This is a genomic window from Kribbella sp. NPDC055110 (assembly GCF_053607525.1).
The window spans coordinates 61036-80754 of record NZ_JBSGTS010000027.1; the positions used below are offsets into that span (position 1 = coordinate 61036).

The 19719-nt window shown below is 68.0% G+C and carries 26 protein-coding genes and 1 tRNA gene; 20 read left to right on the forward strand and 7 right to left on the reverse strand.

Annotated features, from left to right (window positions below; all coding sequences use genetic code 11):
* The first annotated feature begins 13 nt into the window (after window positions 1-13).
* The 3 genes from ACWF0M_RS31335 to ACWF0M_RS31345 all read left to right on the forward strand — a co-directional run bounded on the left by ACWF0M_RS31335 (window position 14) and on the right by ACWF0M_RS31345 (window position 2807).
* A complete protein-coding gene (locus tag ACWF0M_RS31335; RefSeq protein WP_452239334.1) occupies window positions 14-817 on the forward strand; it encodes a type IV toxin-antitoxin system AbiEi family antitoxin domain-containing protein in 804 nt (267 codons plus the stop codon).
* Window positions 810-1721 carry a nucleotidyl transferase AbiEii/AbiGii toxin family protein gene (locus tag ACWF0M_RS31340; RefSeq protein ID WP_452239335.1) on the forward strand — a complete coding sequence of 304 codons (912 nt, stop codon included), beginning with the start codon at window positions 810-812 and terminating at the stop codon, window positions 1719-1721. The genes ACWF0M_RS31335 and ACWF0M_RS31340 overlap by 8 nt, the downstream gene beginning before the upstream one ends.
* 252 nt (window positions 1722-1973) lie before the next feature.
* Entirely contained in the window at window positions 1974-2807 is an 834-nt protein-coding gene (locus ACWF0M_RS31345) for a phosphotransferase enzyme family protein (protein WP_452239336.1), read from the forward strand.
* On the opposite strand, the gene ACWF0M_RS31350 is transcribed toward ACWF0M_RS31345, so the two are convergent.
* Window positions 2775-3239 carry a hypothetical protein gene (locus tag ACWF0M_RS31350; protein ID WP_452239337.1) on the reverse strand — a complete coding sequence of 155 codons (465 nt, stop codon included), beginning with the start codon at window positions 3237-3239 and terminating at the stop codon, window positions 2775-2777. The genes ACWF0M_RS31345 and ACWF0M_RS31350 overlap by 33 nt on opposite strands.
* Window positions 3240-3309: 70 nt before the next feature.
* Between ACWF0M_RS31350 and ACWF0M_RS31355 the strand changes: the two genes are divergently transcribed.
* From ACWF0M_RS31355 to ACWF0M_RS31400, 10 genes are all read left to right on the forward strand, one after another.
* Complete coding sequence (locus ACWF0M_RS31355) at window positions 3310-4152, forward strand: LysR family transcriptional regulator (protein WP_452239338.1); 843 nt, start codon at window positions 3310-3312, stop codon at window positions 4150-4152.
* Complete coding sequence (locus tag ACWF0M_RS31360) at window positions 4149-4673, forward strand: RNA 2'-phosphotransferase (protein ID WP_452239339.1); 525 nt, start codon at window positions 4149-4151, stop codon at window positions 4671-4673. Before ACWF0M_RS31355 ends, ACWF0M_RS31360 begins: the two co-directional genes overlap by 4 nt.
* A gap of 60 nt (window positions 4674-4733) precedes the next feature.
* Window positions 4734-6014, forward strand: a complete 1281-nt coding sequence (gene eno, locus ACWF0M_RS31365) for a phosphopyruvate hydratase (protein ID WP_452239340.1) — start codon at window positions 4734-4736, stop codon at window positions 6012-6014.
* Between the two features lie 17 nt (window positions 6015-6031).
* Window positions 6032-6640: an FtsB family cell division protein gene (locus tag ACWF0M_RS31370; RefSeq protein WP_452239341.1), complete on the forward strand. Its 609-nt coding sequence runs from the start codon at window positions 6032-6034 to the stop codon at window positions 6638-6640.
* Window positions 6637-7119 (forward strand): DUF501 domain-containing protein, encoded by a 483-nt coding sequence (locus ACWF0M_RS31375; RefSeq protein ID WP_452239342.1) that lies wholly within the window; start codon window positions 6637-6639, stop codon window positions 7117-7119. The genes ACWF0M_RS31370 and ACWF0M_RS31375 overlap by 4 nt, the downstream gene beginning before the upstream one ends.
* Window positions 7112-8050 carry a Ppx/GppA phosphatase family protein gene (locus tag ACWF0M_RS31380; RefSeq protein WP_452239343.1) on the forward strand — a complete coding sequence of 313 codons (939 nt, stop codon included), beginning with the start codon at window positions 7112-7114 and terminating at the stop codon, window positions 8048-8050. Before ACWF0M_RS31375 ends, ACWF0M_RS31380 begins: the two co-directional genes overlap by 8 nt.
* Window positions 8051-8077: 27 nt before the next feature.
* The gene (locus ACWF0M_RS31385) at window positions 8078-8266 is read left to right on the forward strand and encodes a type II toxin-antitoxin system Phd/YefM family antitoxin (protein WP_452239344.1); all 189 of its coding nucleotides are present in this window, start codon (window positions 8078-8080) and stop codon (window positions 8264-8266) included.
* 104 nt (window positions 8267-8370) lie between these two features.
* Window positions 8371-8772, forward strand: coding sequence for a type II toxin-antitoxin system VapC family toxin (locus tag ACWF0M_RS31390; protein WP_452239345.1), 402 nt, complete (start codon window positions 8371-8373; stop codon window positions 8770-8772).
* A 97-nt stretch (window positions 8773-8869) separates the two neighbouring features.
* On the forward strand, window positions 8870-9409 hold the full coding sequence (locus ACWF0M_RS31395; protein ID WP_452239346.1) for a hypothetical protein: 540 nt from the start codon (window positions 8870-8872) through the stop codon (window positions 9407-9409).
* The gene (locus ACWF0M_RS31400) at window positions 9376-9717 is read left to right on the forward strand and encodes a hypothetical protein (RefSeq protein ID WP_452239347.1); all 342 of its coding nucleotides are present in this window, start codon (window positions 9376-9378) and stop codon (window positions 9715-9717) included. The genes ACWF0M_RS31395 and ACWF0M_RS31400 overlap by 34 nt, the downstream gene beginning before the upstream one ends.
* 2 nt (window positions 9718-9719) lie before the next feature.
* Here ACWF0M_RS31400 and ACWF0M_RS31405 read toward each other — a convergent pair whose 3' ends face one another.
* On the reverse strand, window positions 9720-10295 hold the full coding sequence (locus tag ACWF0M_RS31405; protein WP_452239348.1) for a TetR/AcrR family transcriptional regulator: 576 nt from the start codon (window positions 10293-10295) through the stop codon (window positions 9720-9722).
* A 144-nt stretch (window positions 10296-10439) separates the two neighbouring features.
* Between ACWF0M_RS31405 and ACWF0M_RS31410 the strand changes: the two genes are divergently transcribed.
* The 4 genes from ACWF0M_RS31410 (at window position 10440) to ACWF0M_RS31425 (ending at window position 14285) form a co-directional block, all read left to right on the forward strand.
* Window positions 10440-11861: an MFS transporter gene (locus ACWF0M_RS31410; RefSeq protein ID WP_452239349.1), complete on the forward strand. Its 1422-nt coding sequence runs from the start codon at window positions 10440-10442 to the stop codon at window positions 11859-11861.
* Between the two features lie 75 nt (window positions 11862-11936).
* On the forward strand, window positions 11937-12791 hold the full coding sequence (locus tag ACWF0M_RS31415) for a uracil-DNA glycosylase (protein ID WP_452239350.1): 855 nt from the start codon (window positions 11937-11939) through the stop codon (window positions 12789-12791).
* Window positions 12792-12921: 130 nt separating this feature from the next.
* On the forward strand, window positions 12922-13593 hold the full coding sequence (locus ACWF0M_RS31420) for a hypothetical protein (protein ID WP_452239351.1): 672 nt from the start codon (window positions 12922-12924) through the stop codon (window positions 13591-13593).
* Entirely contained in the window at window positions 13590-14285 is a 696-nt protein-coding gene (locus ACWF0M_RS31425; protein ID WP_452239352.1) for a DnaJ domain-containing protein, read from the forward strand. The genes ACWF0M_RS31420 and ACWF0M_RS31425 overlap by 4 nt, the downstream gene beginning before the upstream one ends.
* A gap of 3 nt (window positions 14286-14288) precedes the next feature.
* Here the strand turns inward: ACWF0M_RS31425 and ACWF0M_RS31430 are convergent.
* From ACWF0M_RS31430 to ACWF0M_RS31440, 3 genes are all read right to left on the reverse strand, one after another.
* Window positions 14289-14371 (reverse strand) — tRNA-Leu (locus tag ACWF0M_RS31430).
* A 26-nt stretch (window positions 14372-14397) separates the two neighbouring features.
* The gene (def, locus tag ACWF0M_RS31435) at window positions 14398-14940 is read right to left on the reverse strand and encodes a peptide deformylase (RefSeq protein WP_452239353.1); all 543 of its coding nucleotides are present in this window, start codon (window positions 14938-14940) and stop codon (window positions 14398-14400) included.
* On the reverse strand, window positions 14937-15443 hold the full coding sequence (locus ACWF0M_RS31440; RefSeq protein ID WP_452239354.1) for a glycine cleavage system protein R: 507 nt from the start codon (window positions 15441-15443) through the stop codon (window positions 14937-14939). Before ACWF0M_RS31440 ends, def begins: the two co-directional genes overlap by 4 nt.
* A 104-nt stretch (window positions 15444-15547) precedes the next feature.
* Here ACWF0M_RS31440 and ACWF0M_RS31445 point away from each other — a divergent pair, with 104 nt between their 5' ends.
* Together ACWF0M_RS31445 and ACWF0M_RS31450 are read left to right on the forward strand one after the other, a co-directional pair.
* Entirely contained in the window at window positions 15548-16657 is a 1110-nt protein-coding gene (locus ACWF0M_RS31445) for a sensor histidine kinase (RefSeq protein ID WP_452239355.1), read from the forward strand.
* Window positions 16654-17313 (forward strand): response regulator transcription factor, encoded by a 660-nt coding sequence (locus ACWF0M_RS31450; RefSeq protein ID WP_452239356.1) that lies wholly within the window; start codon window positions 16654-16656, stop codon window positions 17311-17313. Before ACWF0M_RS31445 ends, ACWF0M_RS31450 begins: the two co-directional genes overlap by 4 nt.
* A gap of 50 nt (window positions 17314-17363) precedes the next feature.
* On the opposite strand, the gene ACWF0M_RS31455 is transcribed toward ACWF0M_RS31450, so the two are convergent.
* Window positions 17364-18671, reverse strand: coding sequence for an NAD(P)/FAD-dependent oxidoreductase (locus ACWF0M_RS31455; protein ID WP_452239357.1), 1308 nt, complete (start codon window positions 18669-18671; stop codon window positions 17364-17366).
* Between the two features lie 248 nt (window positions 18672-18919).
* On the opposite strand from ACWF0M_RS31455, the gene ACWF0M_RS31460 reads away from it, so the two are divergent.
* Window positions 18920-19306, forward strand: coding sequence for an ester cyclase (locus ACWF0M_RS31460; protein WP_452239358.1), 387 nt, complete (start codon window positions 18920-18922; stop codon window positions 19304-19306).
* Window positions 19307-19313: 7 nt separating this feature from the next.
* Here ACWF0M_RS31460 and ACWF0M_RS31465 read toward each other — a convergent pair whose 3' ends face one another.
* Window positions 19314-19688, reverse strand: coding sequence for a VOC family protein (locus tag ACWF0M_RS31465; protein ID WP_452239359.1), 375 nt, complete (start codon window positions 19686-19688; stop codon window positions 19314-19316).
* Window positions 19689-19719 lie beyond the last annotated feature (31 nt).

Consider the following 19719-nt stretch of genomic DNA (forward strand, 5'->3'; position numbering starts at 1 on the left):
GGTGAAGCTTGGAATGTTTCTTCCGGAGAGATACATTTCAAGCATGAATGCTTCCCAGGCGCTGAAGGTGCTCGCCGCGGTGACAGCCTCGCAGTGGGGCATGGTCACCGCCGCGCAGGCGGCTTCTCTCGGGGTGAGTCGGCTCATGCTGTCGCGCCTGGCCGATACCGGCCACCTTCAGCGTGTGATGCACGGTGTGTACCGGGATGTGGGCGCGCCCAGCGACGAGTTCGAGGCGCTGCGAGCCGCATGGCTGAGCACCCAACCCGGAGAGATTGCCGAGATTCGCCTCCGAAGTCTGGCCGATGGCGTGGTCGTCACCGGCGCCTCTGCGGCACATCTGCACCACATCGGAGACCTGCCGCCCGACCGTCACGAGTTCTCGACCCCGCGGCGGCGACAGTCCCAGCGCTCCGAGATCCACTACCGGACCCGTGCGCTGCCTCGGCAGGACATCACCATCGCGCACGGGCTCCCGGCCACGACCAGGGAGCGGACGATCGCCGACCTCGTAGAAGGGCGCACCGACCTCAGCCTCGTCGCAGACGCCATGGGGGATGCTCTACGCAGCGGACATCTGGATCTCGCCCGACTTCAGGCGCTGCTCGCCCCCCTCGCTTCCCGCAACGGACTCCCGGCCGGTGATGGCAACGCGCTCCTTGATCGCCTTGTCGAGATGTCGGGGTCGCTGCGTGGACTCAGCCGGACCATCGCGCGGCTGACCAACGAGGCGGAGCCGAGCCTGGCCTCGATCGCGACGGTCGCGGCCGACCTGCGCGCACTCGACACCCTCGCCCGAGGTGGCAATCGTGACTGACTTCAAACCGTACCCGTCCGCGGCCGGTGTCGAGTCGGCGATCAAGGCCGCCGCCGCGGCTGCAACCAAGGATGATCCATCTCTGACGGTCGCGGAGCGGATCCGCTTCGAGTACTTCCGCCGCCTTCTCAGTCGTGTGTTCAGTGAAGGCGACGACTCCGAATGGCTCCTCAAAGGCGGAACCGGCATGCTCGCGCGCATCCCGTCCGCCCGCTCTACCTTGGACATCGACCTCTACTGCGATGGCTTCACTGTCGATCAGGCGCTGGCAGACCTCCGCCGTCTGGCGGAACTCGACCTCGGCGACCACTTCCGATTCATCTATGGTGAGCACCACGCATCGGTCGCCGGCGAGCAGCAGCCCTACGTGGATGGGTTCCGCGTCTCCTTCGACGTGTACCTCGGCGTTCAGCACAAGGGTCGCATCAACATCGACCTCGCCACCGGCGCCGGACTGACCGCGCCGGTCACCACCGTCGAGCCGGCAAACCGACTGCCTCTCCCGCGACTGATCAGCCATCCTTACCGGCTCTATCCGATCGTCGACCAGGTCGCGGACAAGGTCTGGGCCACGATGGAGTTGCATCACGATCGCTCGAGTAGCCGCGAGAAGGATCTCGTCGACCTCGCTGTCATCGCTGTCACCCAACGCGTCGATGGCACCGCACTCGCGCATGCTTCGGAGGTCGAAGCGCGCCGCTGTCGGATGCACCCGCTCACTCACTTCGAAGTCCCACCGACCTGGGGGCCGGCATACGCCAAGATGGCAAGGCGCGTTCCCCATCTCGCCGACCGCCTCGCCGTCGCCGCTGCGACCGAACTTGTCGCGGGCTTCATCGACCCTGTGCTGGCCGGGGCGGCAAGCTCGAAGTCGTGGAACCCAGATGCGCTGAAATGGGAGTGATCGGCGCCGCCGACGTTCTCGAGGGCTACTTCGGGCCGTCCAGCAAAGTGCGGAGGGCGTTTCGGCCGCCGCATCCAGACCAGGAACGCGACCTCCACCGCGTACCTAACGACGGGAGGTGCCCGGTGGTTGGGTAGTGCACCTGAGCGTGGGAGTGGTTTTGCGTACGGTGTCTCGGTGGTGCACTACCCGTTCTTAGGTACGCCAGAAAATCGGCTGCTTGGGGTGGTGGGTGGCTGGGAGGGTGGGCGGGTGGATGTTGCTGAGGTGTTGCGGGAGCACTGGGATTTGAAGGCGGCTCGGCTGGAGGTGCTGACTGGGGGGATGAACTCGGCGACTTGGCTGGCCACGTGTGGGGTGGAGCGGGTTGTGCTGAAGGCGGTCGGTCTTGATGACGCAGCGTTCGAGCCTGGGTTGCAGTTGGCTGTACGGCTGCACGACGCGGGCGTGCCCACCGGGCGGCCGCGGTGGAGTAAGCGTGGGCGGTTGGTGGAGCGGGTCGATGGGCGGCAGGTCGCCGTACTGCAGTATGTCGACGGTGACGAGTTGGTGCCTGCGGATCAGGTGCCGATCGGGGATGTGCTCGGGCGGGTGCACTCGGCTGCGCCGCTCGAATCCGGTGAGACCGCCGACTGGTTGCGGTTCCTGCTGCCGTTCGAAGGGTCGTTGGATCTTGAGCCTTGGATTCGGCCGGCTGTCGAGGGGGCGGTCGCGGACGCGATCGCGCTCGGGCCGGTCTCGTGGGCGTGGTTGCACGGCGATCCGGCCGCGGAGGCCTTCCGGCGTCAGGCGGACGGCCGGGTCGCGCTGATCGACTGGGGGAGCGCGATGCAGGGCCCGATCCTGTACGACGTCGCGTCCGCCGTCATGTACAACGGCGACCCGGTGGTCCCGGCGTACCTGAGCCGGCGACCCGACCTGGCCAACGAACTCGCGCGCGGCCTGCCCACGTTCCTGCGAGTGCGCTACGCCGTCCAGGCCGGCTACTTCGCCTGGCGCATCACCACCAACCTCCTCACCGGCATCACCGGCCCCGCCGACAACCTGAAGGGCCTAGCCGACGCCCGCCGCTCGTTCGGCCTGTAGGTCCCGCAGTACGGCGGCCTCCGTCGTCTCCCAGTCCTTGAAGAGGTAGCGGTACGGAACCACCGGCGTGATCGCAGCGATCACGTCCGGCTTGTCGTCGACGAAGTGCGTGACACCGAGCTCGACGCAATGGATCGCCTTCTCGGGGCGGCGTAGGCAGAACCGCACGTTCCCGGCGGGGATCCCGGTCCGCTCGAAGAAGCGGTGACAGCGCAACCATTCCAGCGACCGCTCCTGCACCCGCGGCCCACACTTGGACACCAGCCACGCCTCACCGAACAACGGCACCAACCGCGCGATCGCCGCGAAGGCACCCGGTACGGCGGGGGTTCGCAGCATGGCCGTGGTGTCACCGGAGAAGAACGACGTGTCGCCCGGGCCGGACCCTCCGGCGATGATCACACGTCCGATATCGATTCCCAATCTGTTCATGCCTTCATCGTCGGCGCGTCGAGCTATCCAGCAGAACTAGTTCTTATCGACACAGCTATAGTTTCTGGTGATGGATCTGGTGGCGGAGGATCTGCAGGCGTTTGCGGTGTTCGCGGGGCATCGCAACTTCACGCGTGCCGCCGAGGAGCTGCATGTCAGTCAGCCCGCTCTCCACGCCCGCGTCCGCAAGCTGGAGACCCGCCTCGGCACGCAGCTCTACGTGAAGCAAGGACGACAGCTGCTGCTGACCGACGCGGGTGAACGCTTGGCCGCCTTCGCCAACGACACCCGCGACCGCGCGGCGGACTTCCTCCGCACGCTCGATGCCGCACCGCCGCGACCGCTCGTGCTGATCGCCGGCTCCGGTTCGTACCTGTACCTGCTGGCCGACCCGCTCCGCCGCTACCTCACCCGCGGCCGCGCGCTGCGCCTGCTCACCGGCGGCGCAGCCGAGACCCTGACTGCCGTCCGGGGCGGTACGGCGGACGTCGGCGTGACCGCACTGGGCATCCCGCCCGACGACCTCGACTGCGAACTCCTCGCACAGTTCCCGCAGACGCTCATCGTGCGCAACGATCACCGCCTCGCGGGACGACGTACCGTCCGGTTGAAGGATCTGCAGGACGAGGCGCTCGTCGTACCGCCGAAGGATCGCCCGCATCGGCAGCAACTGGAGCGGAGCATGCTCGACCAAGGGCTCAGGTGGTCCGTCGCAGTAGAGGCGGAAGGGTGGGAACTGCTGGTCCACTTCGTGCGTCTCGGTATCGGGCCGGCGGTCGTCAATGGTTCGGTCCGGACGACGAGCGCCGTACGGAAGATCCCGGTCAAGGACCTGCCGCCGGTGCGGTACTACGTCGTCACGCGACCGGGGCGCGACGACCGGGTGGACGGGCTGAGGAGGGCGCTGACGTGAGCCGTGACAGCAGGGCGGTCTCCAGACTCCTGCGCCATACGGCGGGTGAACGCGGCCTCACGATGAGTGCGGACGGTTGGGCTGCGGTCCCCGACGTACTGCGGATTCTCGGGCTGACCCGGGAGCGGCTGTCCGTCGCCGTGCGCGAGAACGACAAGCAGCGGCTCCAGGTCGACGGGGAGCGGATCCGTGCGTGCCAGGGGCATTCGCTCGAGGGGATGCCCGTGACACGTGAAGCGTTGGAGAACAGTTGGGAACGCATTTACCCCGAGGATCTCCTGTGGCACGGGACGAATCGCGCGGCGCTGCCTGCGATTGAACGGGAAGGGTTGCGTGCGGGACGACGTACGCATGTTCATCTCGCGCCGGTGAAGGACAGTCGGGTGGGGCTTCGGACAAACGTAGAAGTCTTGCTGGGTGTGGATTGTGCGGATTTGGCGGTGTATCGGGCGCCCAACGGAGTGTTATTGACGCGGGAGGTACCCGTGGGTGCGATCGTTAGGGTCGACGCGGTCCACTGAGCTTGCTGGTCTGGGGACTAGGCTCAGCAGCGATTCGTCATCGAGAACTTGGGAGTCAATGTGGCCACCATCGAGGCCGTCGGCGCGCGCGAGATCCTCGACTCGCGCGGCAACCCCACTGTCGAGGTCGAGGTTCTGCTCGACGACGACACCATCGCCCGCGCAGCCGTCCCGTCGGGCGCCTCCACCGGCCAGTTCGAGGCCGTGGAACTGCGTGACGGCGACAAGGACCGGTACGGCGGCAAGGGTGTACAGAAGGCCGTCACCGCGATCCTCGAGGACATCGACAAGGAGATCGTCGGGTACGACGTCCACGAGCAGCGCCTGATCGACCGGGCGCTCCTCGACCTGGACGGCACCCCGAACAAGGCCAAGCTGGGCGCGAACGCGATCCTCGGCGTCAGCCTCGCGGTCGCGAAGGCGGCGGCGGAGAGCTCCGGCCTGCCGCTGTTCCGGTACGTCGGCGGCCCGAACGCGCACGTCCTGCCGGTGCCGATGATGAACATCCTGAACGGCGGCGCGCACGCGGACAGCAACGTCGACGTCCAGGAGTTCATGATCGCCCCGATCGGCGCGGCGACGTACGCCGAAGCGGTCATGCAGGGCGCGGGCGTCTACCACGCCCTGAAGGCGGTGCTGAAGGAGCGCGGCCTGTCCACCGGCCTCGGTGACGAGGGCGGCTTCGCGCCGAGCCTGGACAGCAACCGGGCCGCCCTGGACCTGATCGCGGTCGCGGTCGAGAAGGCCGGCCTGCAGCTCGGCAAGGACATCGCGCTGGCGATGGACGTCGCCGCGAGCGAGTTCTTCACCGACGGCGTGTACGCGTTCGAGGGCGGCAAGAAGTCGGCGGACGAGATGATCGCCTACTACGCCGACCTGGTGGCGTCGTACCCGATCGTGTCGATCGAGGACCCGCTGAACGAGGAGGACTGGGACGGCTGGAAGGCCATCACCGGTGAGCTCGGCGACAAGATCCAGCTGGTCGGCGACGACCTGTTCGTCACCAACGTCGAGCGGCTGCAGCGCGGTATCGACGAGAAGTCGGCGAACAGCCTGCTGGTCAAGGTGAACCAGATCGGCTCGCTGACCGAGACCCTGGACGCCGTCGAACTGGCGCACCGCAGCGGCTTCACCTGCATGATGAGCCACCGCTCCGGCGAGACCGAGGACACCACGATCGCCGACCTCGCGGTCGCGACCAACTGCGGCCAGATCAAGTCCGGCGCCCCGGCCCGGTCCGACCGCACCGCCAAGTACAACCAGCTGCTCCGGATCGAGGAGGAGCTCGACGACGCGGCGACGTACGCCGGTCGCTCGGCCTTCCCGCGCTTCCAGGGTTAACTCAGGAGGATCGCCGTATGCCGTCCCGTCGGGATTCCGGTGCACGCCCCGGCTCGCGTCCGTCGAGCCGGACCCAGTCGCGTCCACCGGCCCGGCGGGGCGACCAGCCGAAACGCCGTACGACGGGAACCCAGGCGGACCCGGCGCGGACCCGCGGGTCCCGCAACCTGACCGGGCGGGCGGCCGTCGTGCTGCTGGTGCTGGGAGCGTTGATCGTGTCGTACGCGCAGAGCCTGCGGGTCTGGTTCGACCAGCACCAGCAGGTCAGCGCGCTGCAGCAGGAGATCCGCGACCGGGAGAAGCGGGTCGGGGAGCTGAACGACGAGATCACGCGCTGGGACGACGACGCGTACGTGAAGGCGCAGGCGCGGCAGCGGCTCGGCTGGGTGATGCCCGGTGAGGTCGGGTACCGCGTGATCGGCGCGGACGGGAAGCCGCTGGGCGCCCCGCCGGAGCCGTCGGCGCCGACGGACGGAACGACGGACACGCAGAAGCCGACCTGGTACACGAAGCTGTGGGGGAGTGTGGAGGGCGCGGGCACGCCGCCGGCCCCGGCCACGACGCCGACCCCCGCCAAACCTGCCCCGAACACGATCCTCACGCCGTCACCTAAGGTGACCCGGTGAGCGTCAGCCCTGCCGACCAAGAAGCAGTCAGCAAACAGCTCGGCCGGACGGCCCGCGGCATCCGGTCGATCGCGCACCGCTGCAGCTGCGGCCTCCCCGACGTGGTCGAGACCGAGCCCCGGCTGCCGGACGGTACGCCGTTTCCCACGACGTACTACGTGACCTGTCCGCGGCTCGCGTCCGCGATCGGCACGCTCGAGGCGTCCGGCATGATGAAAGAGATGACGGACCGCCTGGCCGACGACGAGGACCTGGCCGCGCGGTATCGCGCCGCTCACGAGTCGTACCTCGCGCACCGCGAGTCGATCGAACACGTCGAGGAGATCGCCGGTATCACCGCCGGCGGTATGCCGACCCGCGTGAAATGCCTGCACGTGCTGGCAGGCCACTCGCTGGCCGCCGGTCCCGGGGTGAACCCGCTGGGCGACGAGACCGTGGAAGCCCTCGAAGACTGGGGCCGTAGAGGTCCGTGTGTCTGAGGGTGCGGTTCGGGTTGCTGCTGTCGACTGTGGAACAAACTCGATTCGGCTGCTGATCGCGGATCTCGTCGACGGCCGGCTCGTCGAGGTCGACCGCCGGATGACGATCGTCCGCCTCGGTCAGGGCGTGGACGCCACCGGCGCCTTCGCTGCCGAAGCCCTTGCCCGCGTCTTCAGTGCCTGCGAGGACTTCGCAGCCGTCATTCGGTCCAGCGACGTCACCAGGCTCCGCTTCGTCGCCACCTCCGCAGCCCGGGACGTCAGCAACCGGGATGCGTTCCTCACGGGCATCGAGGAGCGTCTCGGCGTACGACCAGAAATCATCTCCGGCGCGGAAGAAGCCGAACTCAGCTTCCGCGGCGCCACCAGCTCCCTCGACCTCCCGGCGCCGTACCTGGTGGCCGACATCGGCGGTGGTTCCACCGAACTGGTCCTCGGCGACGCGGCCGGTGTCATCGCGGCCGAATCCCTCGACATCGGCTCCGTCCGCCTCACCGAACGCCACGTCACCACCGACCCCACGTCCGAGACAGAGCTAGCGGCGATCGCCAAGGACATCGACGCCCTCCTGGACACCACCACGGTCCCCCTCGAACAGGCCCGCGCGTTCATCGGAGTGGCCGGCACCTGCACCACCGTCGCCGCGGTAGCCCTGAACCTCGCCGAGTACGACCGCACCGCCGTACACCACGCCCGCCTCACCGCCGACCAGCTCCGCGAAGCCACCAGTTGGCTCACCACATCCACCCGGGCCGAACGCTCCGCCGTCCGGTCGATCCACCCCGGCCGAGTGGACGTCATCGGCGCAGGCGCCCTGATCCTCCAGCGCCTCCACGACCGCCTCGCCGTCGACCCCCTCACCGTCTCCGAACACGACATCCTCGACGGAGTCGCCCTGAGTGTGGGAGGGGATCTCGCTCCTGAAAGGTGATCACAAAATTGTGATACCTCTGTTTGTATGACGATCTCCAACGAGCATGCGGTGGGCCTGCGGGAGCTGCGCCACAAGACGAGTGAGGTGCTGGCTCGGGTTCGGCACGGCGAGACGATCGACGTGACCGAGTACGGCCGCCTGGTCGCTCGAATCGTGCCGGTGGACGAGCGCGACCCGACACCGGTGCTCGATCGTCTTGCAGCGGAAGGGTGAGTCCGGACGGCGGTGCGTCCCGGCTACCGGCCGCGGATGCGAGCGGGGGACGGCGCTGACCGGTTGAGCGATGCACTCGCCGCTCTGCGCGCCGAGGAATCCTGGTGAGCCTCTATTACGTCGACGCCTCCGCGGCACTCAAGCTCCTCGTGGAAGAAAGCCACTCGAAGGCGTTTGCACGATTCTATGACGAGGCTGCGACCGCAACGTGGGTGAGTTCCGGCCTGCTGCGGATTGAGGTGATGAGGGCGGTCGGTAGAGCGTTCCCGGCTTTGTTGCTTGACGCCCGGGACCTGCTTCTCGCCTTCGATTTCATCAGCATCGACGACGACATCGTCGATGCGGCGATGAACGAACCGGAGCGAATGCTGCGCTCGATCGGTGCTATTCATCTGGCTACCGCTCGAGTGCTCGGTGCGGATCTCACCGCGCTCGTCACGTACGACTACCGGCTCGCTGCCGCGGGTAGGGATGCCGGATTCGAGATCGCCGGCCGGCGCGACTAGGGCGCGGCGTCTCGCCGGACGGCTGGAGCGTCGAGTTTGGTCGTGAGCGGCTTGGGTAGATTGCCGCAATGGTGACCATGTGAGCCGGGGGGATGCGATGGGTGCGTCGGGCGAAAGGGTCGTGATTCAGCCGGTTGATCCGAAGCGGCTGGCCGGTGGGGCGATCGTAGGGACGTTGACGCTGGAATTGATTCTGCTGTTCTCGGCGGGCGCCACCAACGCATTCACCGCGCGGCAGTTGCCCAGTCATGTGCTGGCGGTGATTGTCGGGACGCTGGGTGGGTGGATATTCGAGCTGTTCCGGCAGTTGCTTTCGGCAACTTCTGACTCCTTGCGGCAACTGGGCGGACTCAATGCGAGCCTGAGCGCGTTGACCGAGCGGATCGACTACCAAGAGACAGCCCTCGGGATGCTGACCAGCTGTCCACGCCACAACGACGCACTCACCAAGTTGATCCGGTCGTCGATGAGCGACAACTTCAGGAACATTCCGTATGTCGGGCCCACCGACTACCTCGGGTACTTACGCAGCGCGATCGAGCACTCCGACGGCTACGAGGGAATTCAGCGGAACACGCTCCGGTGGTACAAGGGGCCGAGCAGATGGCACGCGACATCGCCGACCAGGATCTGCTGAGGTTCTACTGGGAACATACGGGAGACGTGGCCAGTTACTGGATCACGGTGTCGGACTTTCGGCGGAATTATCCGTCGCTGTCCGTTCCGCGCGATTTCGCGCTCTACGACCACACGCTGCTGATCTCGTACGACGAGGGAAAGCAGATCCTTTCCTTCGACGTCCTGGATTCCGGCAACTCCGCGGAGGTGCAGATCTTCAGAACGCTGCGTGACCTCACCCGTCTCCAGGATGCCGCATTCCATAGAGTTCCGAGCGTGCAGCCGCCGGCGACCGGTCTCGAGCCGCCCGGTTTTCACGGGAACTGAATTCAGCCCACCCGGACGCCGTCGAGCGCGATCTCGAGGACGCGGTCGCGTTGCGCGTCGTCGACGAAACTGGCGGCGGTCAGCCCGCTGACCATCCGGAGGACGTCGTCGAAGCTGATGTTGGTGCGTGCCTCGCCCGCGGCCTGTGCGCGTTCGAACAGCGGCGTACCGGCGGCGTACATCGCTTCGCGGGCCGCCTTGAAGTTCTCGGCGTCCCGGTTCAGCGACTCGAAGATCGCGCGCTTCGTCGCGGCGTACCCGACGAAGCGGTGCAGCCAGGTGGTGAGGCCCTCCCACGGTGGCAGTTCGGCCGCCTCCTCCGCCGCGATGCAGAGCTCTTCGATCTCGCCGAAGTAGACCGCGTTCAGCAGGTCCTGGCGGTGCGGAAAGTTCCGGTAGAGCGTGCCGATCCCGACGCCGGCCTGGCGTGCGATGTCCTCCAGCGAGGCATCGACCCCTTTGCTCGCGAACGCATCGCGGGCAGCGCCGAGCAGGGCGTCGAAGTTCCGCCGCGCGTCCGCCCGCTGCGGCCGCCGTACGTCGACCCGCAACGCGGGCCTGCTCTCACCGGTCACCATTCGCTCACCTTAGAGGGTGTCTTGGACACCAGTTGATAGCGGAGGCAACCCTCCGCTATAGTGGAGGCATACCTCGACTTTACCAGGCCGGGGATATCGCGCCCAACCTCCGGCGCATTCCCACTCCTCTCGAAGGACTTCTGCATGCCTGTCATCAGGTCTGGAAACCCTCGCGTCACCCTGGCGGTCCTCGCCACGGTCGTCGCCTCGTTCTCTATGTTGCAGTCATTGGTCAGCCCGGCGCTGCCCGTCATCCAGCACGACCTGCACACCACCCCCGGCACGGTCACCTGGGTGTTCACCGCACTCCTGCTGTCGGTCTCGGTCGCGACCCCGCTGCTCGGCCGGATCGGCGACATGGTCGGCAAGGAGCGCACGCTGTTCATCGCGCTCGCCGCCCTGGCGATCGGCTGCCTGATCGCCGCGCTCGCGCCGAACATCGGCGTACTGATCGCCGCCCGCGTCTTCCAGGGCGTCGGCGGAGCCGTGTTCCCGTTGGCGTTCGGGATCATCCGGGACGAGTTCCCGGCCGAACGTGTGCCGTCCGTGGTCGGCGTGGTGTCGGCCATCATCGCGGTCGGCGGCGGGCTGGGGATCGTCCTGGCCGGCCCGATCGTGGAGTGGCTCGGCTGGCGCTGGCTGTTCTGGATCCCGATGGCGGTCGTCGCGCTCGCGACGGTGATGGTACGGCGCTACGTCCCGGAGTCCCCGAACCGTGTCCCCGGCCGGATCGACTGGCTGGCCGCCGCGTTCCTGTCCGGCTGGCTGATCGCGCTGCTGCTCCCGCTGAGCACGGGCCGGTCGTGGGGCTGGGGCTCGGTGCGTACGACGGGACTCTTCGGGCTGGCCGTCGTACTGTTCGCCGGCTGGATCACGGTCGAACTGCGCTCCAAGAACCCGCTGATCGACATGCGGATGATGCGCCGCCCGGCGGTGTGGACGACGAACCTCGTGGCGCTGCTGTTCGGGGCGGCGATGTTCGCGGTGTATGCGTTCGTCCCGCAGTTCCTGCAGATCCCGGAGGCTGCCGGGTTCGGGTTCGGGGCGAGCGTCACCAAGGCCGGGCTGCTGATGTTGCCGATGCTGGTGACGATGGCGATCACCGGGTCGTTGAGCGGCCCGCTCGCGCCGCGCTTCGGCGCCAAGGCGCAGGTGGTTTCCGGGTCGGCGTTGAGCCTGGTCGCGGCGCTGATGTTCGCCGAGTTCCACGATGCGCAGTGGCAGGTGGCGGTCTCGACGGCCCTGTTCGGCGTCGGGCTCGGCCTCGCGTACGCGGCCATGACCAGCCTGATCGTGCAGAACGTCCCACGCGAGCAGACCGGCGCGGCCACCGGCATGAACGCCAACATCCGCACCATCGGCGGCTCCATCGGCACTGCCCTCGCCAGTTCCATCATCACCGGCCACATCCAGCCGTCGGGCCTTCCCGCGGAGGCAGGCTTCACGGACACCTTCCTCCTGCTCTCCGCCTTCGCCGCCGCGGCCGTCGTACTCGCGCTGGCCATCCCCAACGCCCGCCGAACCGCCACCGCAGCACCCCGACCCGCCGAAGAGTTCGCCGCCTGAACAACCGAGGTTGGGGAGGGTTTTGTGCCGATTCAGGCGGTAAACCCTCCCCAACCTCCCGTCTAGGGTGGGTGGGTGAAGCTTCCGCATCCGTTGACCGGGGAGATGTTCGAGAGTCCGGTGCCGCCTGGGGCCGGGTGGCCGGAGGACCCTGCGGTACGGCGTACTCCGGTGGCCCGGGATGCGCGCGAGGTGGTCGAGCTCGCGGCGACCGATGAGCTGGCGGACCTGGAGGCGCGGGTGTCGGTCTGCCGGGCCTGCTCGCGGCTCGTCGAATGGCGCGAAGACGTTGCCGTGGGCAAGCGAAAGTCGTTTGCGGATCAGCCGTACTGGGGACGGCCGATCCCGGGCTGGGGTGTCGCCGAGCCGCAGGTCCTGATCGTCGGGCTCGCGCCGGCGGCGAACGGCGGGAACCGCACCGGGCGCGTGTTCACCGGCGACCGCTCCGGCGACTGGCTGTTCGCGAGCCTGCACCGCGTCGGCCTCGCGAACCAGCCGACCAGCGAGCACGCCGGCGACGGCCTGCAGCTGATCGGCACCCGAATGATCGCCGCCGTCCGCTGCGCCCCGCCCGCGAACAAACCCACGCCAGAGGAGCGCGACACCTGCGCTCCCTGGTACCGCCGCGAGCTCGAACTCGTCCTGCCCAGCACCAGGTCGATCGTCTGCCTCGGCAAGTTCGCGTACGACGCTCTGCTCGTAGCGCTGCTCGCGCTCGGAGCCGACGTACCGCGGCCGCGCCCGAAGTTCGGCCACGCGGTCGAGTACCGGATCACGACGCCGTACGGCGAGGTCACCGTCCTCGGCTGTTTCCACCCCAGCCAGCAGAACACGTTCACCGGCAAGCTCACCGAGCCGATGACCGACGCCGTACTCACCGGCGCCAAGACCCTGGCCGACTTGTCCACAGATCCGCAAAACCAGAGTTGACCTGGGCAGCCGACGTGTTGGAAGCTCTCGACTATGTATGCCGCCCCACGCCGCAGCCCGCATGACTCGTGACAACCTGCCCGAGCAATCTCGGGGACGTCCGGCCGCGCAACGGCCTGCAAGTGGTGGTGTGGAGCGCGCACCGGCTGCGCCCTCGATGCCGGCCGCGCACGAGGCTGCGCCGTTGGGGTTCGTGCCCAGCCCGGACCGGTTCCACTGGTGGGGCGAGATCCACGACGACGTCAAGGCGTACCTCGAGCGCAACGTAGGACCGGCGATCGAATGGTGGGCCGACCTGCACGAGCGTGAGCGCGACAGGCCGTACGCCGTGGTCCTCGGGCCGAACGGGCTCGCGGTGACGACGCCACGGGTCAACAACCAGGGTCAGAAGACGCAGAGCGTGCGGATCGACAAGTTCGTACCGTCGAGCATCAAGCACGCCGTCGTACTGCAACAGGCCACGAAGCCGCGCGGCGGTCTCCGCTCTCTCGTGTCGCGTGGCCGGGACTCCGCGCCGTCGGTCCCGCCGCAGTTGAACCTCACGCAGGAGATGCGTGGTGTCCTCGGCAACCTGCCGCTGGAGGCGCAGCAACGCCTGCAGACACCGTTCCTCGGGGCGCAGCCCATCACGCACTACCGGTCGTACTACTACGGGAACGACGAAGAGCTCGACCTGTGGTGCTACCTCGCGGGCGACAAGACCGTCACGTTCGCGACCGGGCACCGCACGCTGCCCAAGGGCGTCGATCCGCAGCACGCCTCCTGGCGACTGACCTGCTACCAGGCGGACGTCGCTCGATGAGTGCCGCCCGGGACTTCCGGGACCTCAACGGAGCCGATCCCTGGAAACTGCTCGGGGTCGGCCGGGAGGCCGGCGCTGACGAGATCAAGCGCAGCTACCGCCGCCTGTCGAGAAGCCACCACACCGACGTCGGCGGCGACTCCACGCAGCAGGTCAGGCTGAACCGCGCCTACGAGATCCTGTCCGACCCGACCCGGCGCGCCGACTACGCCCTCCTGCTGAACCGCAAGGAACGTCCCCAGGACTACGTCCCGCCGAAACCCCACGCCGAACCCGATGAGCCGGTAGCAGACCCCTTCGACTGGGCATCCGGCCCAGGCCGCACCGGGACCCCGCCGCGCCGAGACACGTACACGCCACCGTACGAGCAGCCATACCAGGATCCGTACACCGAGTCGCCGTACGCCGATCCGCCCTACCGCGATTCGTACGTCGCCCCGCCGTACCGCGACTCCTACACCGCTCCGACGTACCAGACGCAGCGTCGCGGCGGCGTGAACGGCCAGGCGGTCGCCGCACTCCTCACCGTGGCGTTCTGCGCACCGCTCTCGCTCTATCTGGCGGTCACAGCCCTCCGAACGATCAAGGTAACCGGCCAACGCGGCAAAGCCATCGCCTGGCTCGCCCTCCTCGGCAACGCCTTCTTCGTCGTCTTCGCCATCATCGGCGGCATCCGCTCCGTCACCACATGACGGTGCCCGGGACGGGATTCGAACCCGTATGCCTGTGAGGGCCAGGAGGTTTAAGCTCCCTGCGTCTGCCGTTCCGCCACCCGGGCTGGATGCTCGGGGACGAGAGTACTCGTTACTGGTAGGTCTTTCGGGGGTATACGGCGTGGGCGCCGGCTACTCGGTCGAGGAAGAGCTTTCCGTTGCAGTGGTCGATCTCGTGCTGGAGGGCGCGGGCCTCGAAGGCGTCGGTGGTGATCGTGACCTGGTCCGTCGTACCGGGGAGGACGCCGGTGACCGTCAGTCGGGTTGCGCGTTTGACGTCGCCGGTGAAGTCCGGGACCGACATGCATCCTTCGCGAGCCTTCTCGTTGCGCGAGGCCTCGACGACGACCGCGTTGCACAGTACGAAGACGCCGTGGCACGTACGCGTCTTCGGGTGATCGGTCACGTCGAGCGAGAACATCTGCGCCGCCACGCCCACCTGCGGCGCGGCCAGCCCGACACACCCGGGGGAGACCCGCATGGTCGCGACGAGGTCCGCCGCGAGCTGGATCATCTCCGGGTCGAGCGGGTCCACCTCCGCGCTCTCGGTCGCGAGCACCGGGTGCGGCGCGCGGACGACGTCGAGAACAGCACCCTTGACGTCGAGCCGTGCCGGGGACCAGTCCGTGATCACAGGTCGTCGCTCTCGGCCGGGCGCAGTGTGACGCCCACCCCGAGCTCCTCGGCCGTGATCTCGAGCGCCCGGTCCAGCATCTCCAGCTCCGCCGTCGGCGGCAGCTCGACCTCGGCGGTCAGCACGTACAGGCCGCCGCTCAGCCGCGTCGCAAGGTCCGTGATGGTGCCGCCGGCGGCCGCGATCATCCGCGTCACCGCCGCCACGATCCCGGGCCGGTCCGCGCCATGGACGCTCAGCATGTACGGCGCCCCGATCGGCGCGTGCTCGTGCTCGGGGCCCATCTTGCGGACCGTGATGACCAGTTCGCCCCGCAGCGGTTCGAGCGCCGACTTGACCTCGTCGTACGGTCCGGCGCAGACGATCATCATCGCGAAGTGGCCGCGCAGCAACGTCATGGTCGAGTCCTCGAGGTTGACTCCGGTACCGACCAGGGCCTCGGTGACGTCGGCGATGATCCCCGGGCGGTCCGGGCCGATGACGGTGACAGCGAGCTGACTCATGCCCGGCAACCTACCGCCGACCTAAGTACCCGATCGCACCGACTTCGGTATGCGGACAGCCGCACCAGGCCCGGAGATCGCTTACCCACCGCTACATTCAAGGCATGACGTCGCGCCGTACTGCCCGGAACTGGGTCGTGGACAGTGTGGCGTTCGTGCTCGCGGTTCTGATCTCGCTGCTCGCCTACAGCGAGGGTGAATCCGACCCGGTGCCGCGGATGCTGCTCGCGATCGACTTCTGGTCGGGGGTGGTGCTGTGCCTGGCCCTGTGGTTCCGGCGCCGGTGGGCCGTCCCGTTGGCGCTTCTCGCGGCTGCCGTCTCGGTGTACTCCGACGCCGCGGCCGGGCCGGTGCTGGTGCTGACCATGACCGTCGCCGTCCACAAGCCGTGGCGGACCTCGATCTGGGTCTTCGCGGTGAACTGTGCGGCGACGCTCAGCTATCTCCAGGTGCGGCACAAGGACGACTGGAAGACGCAGCTCGTCATCGGCATCACCCTGTACGCCGCCATGGCCGGCTGGGGGTTCTACATCCGGTCCCGGCGGCAACTCATGCAGACGCTGCGGGACCGGGCGGATCGGGCCGAGACGGTGGCGACGCTGCAGGCCGAACAGGCGCAACTCCGGGCGCGCGAGGAGATCGCCCGCGAGATGCACGACGTACTCGGACATCGGTTGTCGTTGCTCAGCGTGCATGCCGGTGCGCTCGCGTACCGCCCGGACGCATCCACCGAAGAGGTCGCCGGCGCCGCCGAGATCATCCGGGCGAGCGCACACCAGGCGCTGCAGGATCTCCGGGAGGTGATCGGCGTACTGCGGGCTCCTGTCGGCGAGCTCCCGCAGCCCGCGTTCGCCGACCTGCCCGAGCTCGTGGAGGGTTCGCGGGAGGCGGGGATTCCGGTCGAGTTGACGCTCGAGGCGCCGGGGGCGATGCCGGAGCACGTCGGGCGTACGGCGTACCGGATCGTGCAGGAAGGTCTGACGAACGCGGTCAAGCATGCGCCGGGCGAGCCGGTGACGATCAGCGTGACCGGTGCCCCAGGCAACGGACTGTCCGTCGAACTGCGGAACCCGGCGCCGAACCGCCGGCTCGGAGACGGCCAAGGTTTGAAGGGCCTCAGCGAACGCGCCGCCCTGGTCGAAGGCCGCGTCGAACACGGCCGCACCCCCGAAGGCGACTTCCGCCTCTACGCCTGGCTACCGTGGCCCGCATGACCATTCGGGTGCTGATCGTGGACGACGATCCGTTGTTGCGGGCCGGGCTGAAGTTGATGCTGGGCGGCGCCGAGGACATCCGGGTGGTCGGGGAGGCCGGCGACGGGTCCGGCGTACAGGGTCTGATCGACCGGCTCGCCCCGGACGTGATCCTGATGGACATCCGGATGCCCGGCACCGACGGCCTGACCGCGACGGAAGCGGTACGCCGGCGCTCGGGCGCACCGGAGGTCGTCATCCTCACCACCTTCGACGCCGACGAGCACGTCTTGCGCGCCCTCCGCGCGGGCGCCGCCGGGTTCATCCTGAAGGACACCCCGCCTGCCGAGATCGTCGAGTCGGTACGCCGAATTGCCGCCGGGCAGCCCGTTCTCTCACCGGCCGTCACCAAGCGCCTCATCACCCGCGTCGCCGACTCCGGTCAGAACGACCGCAAAGCCAAGGCTCTAGGACGTCTCAAAGACCTGAACGACCGCGAACGCGAGATCGCCGTCGCCGTCGGCGAGGGAAAGTCGAACGCCGAGATCAGCGCGACCCTCTACCTCAGCGTCCCGACCGTGAAGACGCACGTCTCGCGCATCCTCACGAAACTCGACCTGAACAACCGGGTCCAGATCGCGCTCCTCGTCCACGACGCCGGAATGCTGCACGAATAAAGGAAGGCCGGGCCTCCGGCGAGTTGGAGGCCCGGCCGATCAGGTGCCGCCTACGACTGGGTCGCGCGGCGGAACTCTTCGTTCGGCGTCTGCAGGCTGCCGAGGCTGGTGACCTCGCGGCGGAAGAACAGCGCCAGGGTCCAGTCGAGGATGACGCGGGCCTTCCGGTTGAAGGTAGGCACGCGGGACACGTGGTACGTCCGGTGCAGGAACCAGGCCAGCCAGCCCTTCACCTTCACGCCGTACAGCTGGGCGACGCCCTTGTGCAGGCCGAGGCTCGCGACCGATCCGACGTACTTGTGCTTGTAGTCCTGCGGCGGCTGACCGTCGACGACGCGCAGGATGTTCGCGGCGAGCCGGTTGGCCTGTCGTACGGCGTGCTGCGCGTTCGGGGCGCAGTACGCACCGGTCTCGCTGGTCAGGTCCGGTACGGCGGCGTTGTCGCCGGCGGTCCAGGCGTCGTCGACACCCTCGATCCGCAGGTTCGGCAGCGTCTTGACGCGGCCCTTCTCGTCCAGCGGGAAGTCCGTCGCGGCGAGCGCCGGGTTCGCCTTCACGCCGGCCGTCCAGACGATCGTGTCGGCGTCGAACTCGTCGCCGTCGCTGAGGATCACATGACCCTTCTCGCAGGACTCCAGCCGGGTCTCCAGCCGGACGTCCATGTTCCGCTTGCGAAGCTGGTCCACGGTGTACTGACCGAGATCGGGGCCGACCTCCGGGAGGATCCGGTTGGTGGCCTCGACCAGGACCCAGTGCATGTCCTCGGGCTCGATGTTGTCGTAGTAGCGGGTGGCGTAGCGGGCCATGTCCTCGAGTTCGGCGAACGCCTCCACGCCGGCGTACCCGCCGCCGACGAAGACGAACGTGAGCGCGGACTTGCGCAGCGCCGGGTCGGGCTGCGACGACGCGACGTCGAGCCGGTCCAGGACCTTGTTGCGCAGCGCGATCGCCTCTTCGACGTTCTTGAACCCGGTCGCTTCCTCGGCCAGGCCGGGGATGGGCAGCGTGCGGGCGATCGAGCCGAGCGCGACGACGATCTGGTCGTAGGCGAGCTCGTACTCCGGGCCCTCCTCAGGCATCACCTTGGCGACCTTGTGCGCGTGATCGATCCCCGTCACGCGGCCGGTCACCACCCGGCAACCCTTGAGGGTCTTGCGCAGCGGCACGACGACGTGCCGCGGCTCCACCGAACCGGCCGCGGCTTCCGGCAGGAACGGCTGGTAGGTCATTACCGACCGCGGGTCGACCACGGTCACCCGGATCCGGCCCTGACGGGCGGCGCGGCGCAGGCCGTACGCGGTGTACATCCCGACGTAACCGCCTCCGACGACGAGGATGTGCGGCACCTGGGCTGTCATGCGGTTCACTCTCCCTGAGTGGTTCTCAGACTTCACGTTCACTTCAACGCTAAACGCTCGTGAAAGATTTCACAAACCCTCCCGAGAGTGATCTCACCCACCGAACATCCCCCACCCGAGGGACCTCTCATCTCCTCATGGTGGGTCGTGTAGGCAGTACCCACCACCCCCGACACACAACCGCAAGCCGGCCCTTGCCGGGTCGTGTGCAGCGTCCTAGCGTCGCAACGAGGAGAAGGGGGAGAGTCATGGACCGCGACGAGATGGTGCGGATCGACGAGGCGATCACCGATGCGATCGGCGCGGGTGACCTGGGGGCATTCGACGCGCTGATGAGCCCGGAGTTGGCCGCCGACTTCAAGAAAGGTCTCGGAGAGATCCGCGCGGCCTTTCCGGACTACGCCTGCACCGAAGCGCACCGGGTCGTCGAGGGCGACCGCTTGGCGGTTCGCTTCGACTATCAAGGTACGCACCGGGGCGAGTGGCTCGGAGTCCCCGCAACCGGTAAGAAGGTGACCTTTCGAGGGATGTCCCTGGACAGGTTCGCGGACGGCGTGATGGCCGACACCGACGTCGTGATGGACTGGCTCGACGTACTCGAACAACTAGGCGGCTACCCGAAGACCGAACGCTGACTCCCAGCTATTCGGATTCGCCTTCCAGGGCCAGGCGGTAGCCGCTTGGGGTGTGGAGTAGGAGGCGGCGGTAGGTCCAGCCGGGGGCGGGGTCGTTCTGCTCCAGCTCGAACTCGAGTCCGGCCACACGGCAACGGGCGGCGGCCGCGTCCACGTCGGAGACCGCGATCTGCCAGGTGAGCACGCTCGGTGGGTCGTTCGGCGCGGATGCCTGCTGGATGCCGAAGTGGATGGTGTCGGTGCCGAAGGCGATGAAGTCCGGGTACTCCGGTCCTTCGTAGATCACCGGTAGGCCGAGCTTCTCGTAGAACGCGCGCTCGGCGGCGAGGTCAGAGACGTTCAGGACCGGCGCCAGGCGGGTGAACAGCGGGTCGGTGGACATTGGAACAGTGTCGCGCTCAGGAGGTCAGGCG